This is a genomic window from Streptomyces chiangmaiensis, from assembly GCF_036281785.1.
Taxonomy (GTDB): Bacteria; Actinomycetota; Actinomycetes; order Streptomycetales; family Streptomycetaceae; genus Streptomyces; species Streptomyces chiangmaiensis.
In genome coordinates, this window is sequence record NZ_JAYWVC010000365.1 from 1 (window position 1) to 4,742 (window position 4,742).

Genomic DNA, 4,742 nt, shown 5'->3' on the forward strand with positions numbered 1-4,742 from the left:
GTCCTCGGAGGTATTTGGTGATCGACGAGTGCATCTGGCTGTAGGCCGGCACCGCAACGGCGCCGTCGTCGCCCACCGGCGAGGGCGCCGTTGCACCTGGGCTGCCGCGAGGAACGCGCACCTTGCACACAGCGGCACCAGCGGCCGTGGCCGGGCCCCGCGGAGCAACGCGACAGGCGTCGTGCGACGCGGCGCCCCTCGGGGGCCTGCCGCGGGCACACCACCCGACCGGCCGACCTGACGTGCCGTCGGCCGCCGGGAGGGGAAGTCTAGACTCCGTCAGCAGCCACCCGCACTTCGCCTGCCCCTATCCGGCACGGGTAGGGGGTCTTGCGCGACGGAGGAGGCGCCATGCTGCACCGCTCCGGCAGGACGTGCTGGAGACGCTTCGCCGCCGTTCTCGTCCCGTCCCTCGCCGCTGTGGCTGCCCTCGGTATCGGCATGGCGCAAGGAGCGCTGGCCGCGTCGTTCTTCATCTCCGGTCAGCGTTTCCAAGTCGCCGCGGACACGCTGCGTGCCGGGGGTCTGAGCATCTACCCCATGGTCGACGTGACCCGCAAGGGCACGCTCGTGCCGGTCGTGGTCCTGGGGTTTCGGCATGCGCAGATCGGCGGGCTGTGCCTGTCCGTGGTGATTGACGTCCCGTTGCTGGGCCCCTTCACCCTGCTGCTGACCGGCGGCGACGGGCGGCGGGTGGAAGCGGCGAACCTGTTCATCGACGCCACCTCCGTCGTGGCCGTCCAGGCGGACACCGACGACATCGATATCGGTGTCGCGGCGGGCGCGGTCACCAAGGGGCCGGTCAATCCTAAAGACAGGAACTCGCGGTGGTTCGACCCCGACGTCTTCGCACAGCAGGCCCAGTCGGTCGTGCTGAGCGACGTGCGCGTCATCTCGGTCGCGGTCTCCGCCGGCACGCTGAACGTCCCCAACCTCGCACTACACATCAAGCAGGGCAGTCACCGCTGCTTCTGACCCCCCCTTTTTTTGGCACCCCACCGTGCGCCCTCATCCGAAGGAAAAGACGTGTTCTTGGACCCTTTGCCCGGCAGGCGCCCGTCACGGCGCGCCACCGCCATCACCGCCGCCGTCGGCGCCCGGCGCGGCTTCAGGGCGTGGCGGGGTGAACGGCCTTTCTGGGCAGGGCTGTTCACTCTCGCGGCCGCGCTGCCCATCATGTACTTCCCGTACACGCATCCGGATCTGCAGGGCATCGCCCTGGCGCTGTCGACCACGTCCGGGGCGGGAGCCCTCGTCATCGGGGTGCTGCTGGTGGTCCTGGGCCTGTCCCTGTGGTTCCAGCAGCAGCACCGCGTCTTCGCCGGGATCGCCACCCTGCTGCTCTCCCTGGTCTCCTTTCCCCTCGCGAACTTCGGGGGCCTGTTCCTGGGTCTGTTCTGCGGCCTGATCGGCGGTTGCCTGGCCTGCGCCTGGATGCCCGCCCCGCCCCCGGCAGCCACCACGGACCCGCCCGCAGCACAGGACCGGCAGGACCGGCAGGACCAGGAAGGCCGGGAAGGCCGGGAAGGCCGGGAAGGCCGGGAAGGCCGGGAGGACGGGGCGGACGGGGCGGATCTGGAGGAGACGGTGGAGCTCGAGCGGGTGCCTGCCGCCGACCCGCCCCACGAGGGCCCGGCGGGTCCGGGGTGACCGGCCTGCTGAGGCGGCTTGTGCACCTGCGCGGGGCGGGGCGGCCCTGGGGCGCGGCGGGGTGCGAACCGGGCCCTTGGGGGGTGGCGGTGGCGCCCGGGAGAGGGCGGCCGAGCCCGTCGCGGCGGGATGTGCACGGCTGGTGCGGTGGTGTTCTGATCCGGCTTCACCGGCCGCCGGGCGGCCGGGGCCGCCCCGCACCGGCCGCCCCGGCGTGCCCGCGTGCCCGGGGCCGGTGGACCCGGGCAGGTGGTGGGCGGGGCTGTGGCCGTATCCGGTGCCGGGGGCGGGATCGTGCAGAACTGCCCGGGGGCGGCGCCGTTAGACTCATTGACAAGCGGCCGGTCGAGAGCGGGAAGAACCAGCGGTGCCCAACACACTGCAGGAAATGATCAAAAGCAAGCTGGATCAAAAAGGGTGGTCCTACAGCGATGTAGCGCGCCGTGGTGGTATCTCCCGTTCGACGGTTCACCATCTGGCGACGTCCGCGCGGCTGGCGCAGATGCCGCAGCAGGCCACGCTGGAGGGGCTGGCCCGGGGGCTGGGTGTGCCGGTGGCGCCGGTGCAGCGGGCCGCGGCGGAGGCTGCGGGGGTTCACGTCTACTTCGAGAACGCGCCCGAGATCGCGGATCCCGAGGTGGAGATCCTCATCGCGAGCGTGCACAAGCTCAGTCCGACCGACCGCCGGCATGTGGCCGTGCTCGTGGAGTCGCTGCTGCGGGCCGGGGAGCCTCAGTAGCGCGCGCCGTGCGCAACACACGCCCCCGGGGGGCAGGGGCCGGGGGGCTGGGGTGGGGGTGCGTCGGGGTCACCAGCGGGGGGTCCGGGCTGTGGTGATCCAGTCGATGACGGCCTGGACGGTCGGGTAGTCGAGTTGTGCCAGTGCCACGATGGCCTGCACATCGGGGGGGTCCACCGGCACGCACGCCGCGTCCAGGGCGCAGTACAGCAGTACCTGGTGTGCCTGGGTCGCCGACAGGGGTCTGCCTGCGTTCATCTCGGTCCTGAATTCCTCGGCGACGGGCAAAGGTGGCGTGATGTCCATGTCTTTCGTCATTGCTCGATGGGACTCAGCGGAAAGGGGGCGGGCGGGCGCGTCGGGGGCCGGGGTGCGGGCGCCCCGGGGGGTGGTGGTGCCGCTACGGCCGGCGGGCGATGCGTTCGAGGGCCTCGAGCAGTGCCTGGAGTTCGTCCGGCTCCGGCCGCTCGCGGTGGTGGGCGAGTTCGCGGCGTGTCTTGTCCCAGAACGCCTGGGCCACCGAGTGCTCGTACCAGTCGGCGACCGTCCCGGAGGCGGGCGCGTGCCTGAAGGCGTGGGCGCGGGCGGTGAAGGAGCATCCGAGGAGTTCTCCCGCCGCGCTCTCGGGCGGCGGCGTGGCGGCTTCCTGTGCGATCGCCTGGTCCAGTGCCTGGTCGATGAGCAGGGCGCCGGAGCGCGGGCCGGTGGTGAAGCTCACCAGGCGGTGGGTGGTGGTGTCCAGGACGACGGCGGCCCACCCGGTGCCGCCGGGGCCCTCGTGGGCGTGGACGTCGATGATCCACCGCCGCCCGGCCGGCTCGGCGGCCGGCTGCGGGCCCTCGCCGAGGCGTCCGGACCGGCCGCGGATGCCGGCCTGGCTCATGAGGCGTTCCACCGTTCCGTGGCTGACGTTGATGCCGTAGCGGTGGGCGAGTTCTTGGCGGATGCGGCGGTAGCCGAAGGCGTGGCCGGAGGAGCGGTGGATGGCGAGGATGATCCGCATGAGCCAGGCGTGCCGCACCGAACGGGCCGAGGGGGTGCGTTCACGCCAGGCGTAGTAGCCGGACTCGGAGACACCCAGCAGGTGGATGGCCGTTCGGGCCGCGAAGCCCGCCTGGGCCATCGTGGAGATCATCTCGTAGCGTCTTTTGGGGGCACCACTTCTTTCATGAGGTCGATCAGGTGCCGGCAGGCCGCGATCTCGCCCTCCAGTCTCTCGATGCGGGCGTGCGCCTGCATCAGCTCCGACTGCGAGATGCAGGTGCGGTGCCAGCGGTAGACGGTCTGCTGGGGGAGCCCGAGCTGCACGGCGACGTCCTTGACGGAGCGTCCTTGGAAGAGGAGCTGCAGGGCCTGGTTGCGCACGGTGGGGGGATGAGGGCTGCTCACCGGACCTCACTTTTCGAAACGGAGGATGTCACGCCGGAGCGCATGCCCCGCGCGGAAGTGCCGTGCGGGGATGCGCAGTCGGAGGGTTCCTTAAGGGGCGGGACTCAGGGCTGCGGTGGGAGTCCGCAGCCCCGAGCGCGTGGGGGGCGGCTAGCGCACGTGGCGGTGCATCGTCACGTGCGGGGCGAAGTCGGCCAGCGGGTCACCGCCGGTGGCCCGCGGTGCGCGGGCCATCTCGGTGTCCAGGACGGCCTTGATGCGGCGGGCCAGGTCGTCCGCCCGACGGGTGATCTCGCCGATCGGCAGGCGGGAGGTCCGCAGGGCCTCCACCTGCCCCTGAAGGGCGTCCAGTTCACTGCGCGCAGAACGGCCGAGGCTGAAGGCCCGGGGCGTGGCCACGACGAACTGGTAGGCCGCGGAGAAGGTCTGGCAGGCGGGGCAGTGCTGGTTGACGGCCCTGCTGAGGTTGGTGGCGTTGATCAGACGCGCGTTGCGGCCGGCGGTGGTGACGACCTGGTAGGACAGGGCGATCGAGCGGCACGGGTCGTCGAGCGAGCAGCCGACCGACTCCGCGACGGCCCGGTTGTAGGCGGCCACGGCGACGGACGGCCCGTACTCGTGGATCGTGAAGGACTCGTCGAACTGGTTCACGCGCGTGCGGTCCGCGCGGCTGTGCGCCATGTCGACGGCGATGGCCGCGCCGCCGAAGGAACTGGCGCCTGCCGGCGTGGTGGCGGTCGTGACGGCCACCGTGGCGGTGGCGGCGACGCCGAGGCCGACCGCCGTCCGGGTGACACGACGGTTGCGGGGTTTGCGGTGGTTCATGGTGTTCTCCTGCCGTGGGGCGGTGTGCGGCGTCAGGACGGGCCGGGGCCCGAGGACGCCGGCGCCGAAGGTGACGTGCGTGAGCGTGAGCGTGAGGGTGAGACGGTGGCCGTGGCGGTGGCGGTGGCGGTGGCGGTGG

General features: G+C 72.0%; 7 protein-coding genes. 3 read left to right on the top strand and 4 right to left on the bottom strand.

Translation table 11 applies throughout. The features are described from left to right. Positions 1-351: 351 nt before the first annotated feature. The 3 genes from VXC91_RS42465 to VXC91_RS42475 all read left to right on the top strand — a co-directional run bounded on the left by VXC91_RS42465 (position 352) and on the right by VXC91_RS42475 (position 2,389). Positions 352-975, top strand: coding sequence for a DUF6230 family protein (locus VXC91_RS42465; RefSeq protein ID WP_329512699.1), 624 nt, complete (start codon positions 352-354; stop codon positions 973-975). Between the two features lie 51 nt (positions 976-1,026). Continuing rightward, the gene (locus VXC91_RS42470; protein ID WP_329512700.1) at positions 1,027-1,650 is read left to right on the top strand and encodes a DUF6114 domain-containing protein; all 624 of its coding nucleotides are present in this window, start codon (positions 1,027-1,029) and stop codon (positions 1,648-1,650) included. Between the two features lie 388 nt (positions 1,651-2,038). Beyond that, a complete protein-coding gene (locus VXC91_RS42475; RefSeq protein WP_329512701.1) occupies positions 2,039-2,389 on the top strand; it encodes a helix-turn-helix domain-containing protein in 351 nt (116 codons plus the stop codon). A gap of 69 nt (positions 2,390-2,458) precedes the next feature. Here the strand turns inward: VXC91_RS42475 and VXC91_RS42480 are convergent, their stop codons facing one another. The 4 genes from VXC91_RS42480 to VXC91_RS42495 all read right to left on the bottom strand — a co-directional run. Beyond that, on the bottom strand, positions 2,459-2,707 hold the full coding sequence (locus tag VXC91_RS42480) for a hypothetical protein (RefSeq protein ID WP_329512702.1): 249 nt from the start codon (positions 2,705-2,707) through the stop codon (positions 2,459-2,461). A gap of 82 nt (positions 2,708-2,789) precedes the next feature. Beyond that, positions 2,790-3,524 (bottom strand): IS3 family transposase, encoded by a 735-nt coding sequence (locus tag VXC91_RS42485; RefSeq protein ID WP_329512703.1) that lies wholly within the window; start codon positions 3,522-3,524, stop codon positions 2,790-2,792. Beyond that, complete coding sequence (locus VXC91_RS42490) at positions 3,521-3,778, bottom strand: terminase gpP N-terminus-related DNA-binding protein (RefSeq protein ID WP_329512704.1); 258 nt, start codon at positions 3,776-3,778, stop codon at positions 3,521-3,523. The genes VXC91_RS42485 and VXC91_RS42490 overlap by 4 nt, the downstream gene beginning before the upstream one ends. Positions 3,779-3,928: 150 nt before the next feature. Continuing rightward, the coding region (locus VXC91_RS42495) for a hypothetical protein (RefSeq protein ID WP_329512705.1) at positions 3,929-4,742 on the bottom strand (814 nt) is incomplete at its 5' end.